This is a genomic window from Pseudomonas sp. 10C3 (assembly GCF_036346185.1).
GTDB lineage: Bacteria > Pseudomonadota > Gammaproteobacteria > Pseudomonadales > Pseudomonadaceae > Aquipseudomonas.
In genome coordinates this window covers 1-466 of the sequence record NZ_JASJVE010000080.1, presented here as the reverse complement: position 1 = coordinate 466, position 466 = coordinate 1, and the positions used below count along the sequence as shown (strand labels likewise).

The 466-nt window shown below is 54.3% G+C and carries 1 protein-coding gene; it reads left to right on the top strand.

What is annotated here, in order from left to right:
- Positions 1–86: 86 nt before the first annotated feature.
- Positions 87–446, top strand: a complete 360-nt coding sequence (gene tnpB, locus QN399_RS26185) for an IS66 family insertion sequence element accessory protein TnpB (protein ID WP_323569419.1) — start codon at positions 87–89, stop codon at positions 444–446.
- The last annotated feature ends 20 nt before the right edge of the window (positions 447–466 follow it).

The following is a 466-nucleotide window of genomic DNA, read 5'->3' as shown; positions in this document are numbered from 1 at the left end:
GTAAGCGCGCCATAAAGCACACATTCCAAGCCGTCGGCTAATGCCTGACGCTGTGCTCCCGATCTCTCTCTGGAGCCAGCACCGTCATGATGCGACCCGACGCCAAAGTTGAAAAAGTGTATCTCTACCCCAAGCCGGTGGACTTTCGAAAGTCAATCGACGGCCTGGCCGCTCTGGTCGAACTGGATATCAAAGTCGCAGTGTTCGACCCTGTACTCTTCGTCTTCCTGAATCGCCCCCGTAATCGAGTGAAAATACTCTACTGGGAGCGCAACGGGTTTTGCCTCTGGCTTAAGCGCCTGGAGTCCGAACGTTTCAAAACATCGCCCGACATCACTGACGAGGCCATCGTGCTGACCGTTCAAGAACTGAACTGGTTGCTGGATGGTTTTGACCTCTGGCGCAACCGCCCACATCAAGTTTTAACCCCTCGATTCGTCGCCTGATCGGATATAATCCGGGCATG

Bases quoted from the DNA above. Each gene is read 5' to 3' on its own strand.
- tnpB (WP_323569419.1), top strand. From the start codon at position 87: ATGATGCGACCCGACGCCAAAGTTGAAAAAGTGTATCTCTACCCCAAG.